The 570-nt window shown below is 62.3% G+C and carries 1 protein-coding gene; it reads right to left on the bottom strand.

Features of this window, described 5'->3' with window-relative positions; genetic code table 11:
• The coding region (locus EN781_RS33785) for an amidohydrolase family protein (protein ID WP_189347998.1) at window positions 1-498 on the bottom strand (498 nt) is incomplete at its 3' end.
• Window positions 499-570: the final 72 nt, after the last annotated feature.

The raw sequence follows: 570 nt of genomic DNA, 5'->3' as shown, positions 1-570 counted from the left end.
GTCCTTCATCTGCGCCGGGAAAAGCTGGAGGTCGAAGGACAGGCCGTAGTCCTTCAGCCGCGCCACATTCTTCCGCACTGTGGGATCGATGACCTGGTCTGCCGAGGCGGCGAAGCGGAAAGCCGGCGTCTCGTGCCAGTGCAACTGCATGCGCACGCCGCGAAGCAGCTTGTATTTCATCAGCCGGTCGATCTGCGGCCGGACATCGTCGACGGTCATGTCGGCATAGCCGACGATGGCGTGCGGCCAGCCGGTTTCGTCGGCGGTCTTCTGCAGGAAGGCGACTTCCTTCTCGAAATCCTCCTTGGCCCAGTTGGTCTGGACATAGACGGTCTTTTCGACGCCAGACCCCTTCTGGTCTTCGAGGAATTCCTCGATTGGATAGTCGCGGCGGATCGGCTCGTAGGGGCCGAAGATGCGCGGCACCATCGGTCCGACCAGCCAGGGCTGGTCCTTCTGGCGCCAGATGTGGAAATGCGCGTCGATCGCCTTCTGCATCACGATACCCTTTTCCAGATGGCCTCGGCTGACGGAGCGGGCCGGGCGAGCGACAGGATGAAATCCGTGAGG

Source organism: Mesorhizobium sp. M4A.F.Ca.ET.090.04.2.1 (genome assembly GCF_003999085.1).
Lineage (GTDB): Bacteria > Pseudomonadota > Alphaproteobacteria > Rhizobiales > Rhizobiaceae > Mesorhizobium.
Note: the sequence above shows the minus strand (reverse complement) of the source record. Positions and strands in the feature narration are given on the sequence as shown.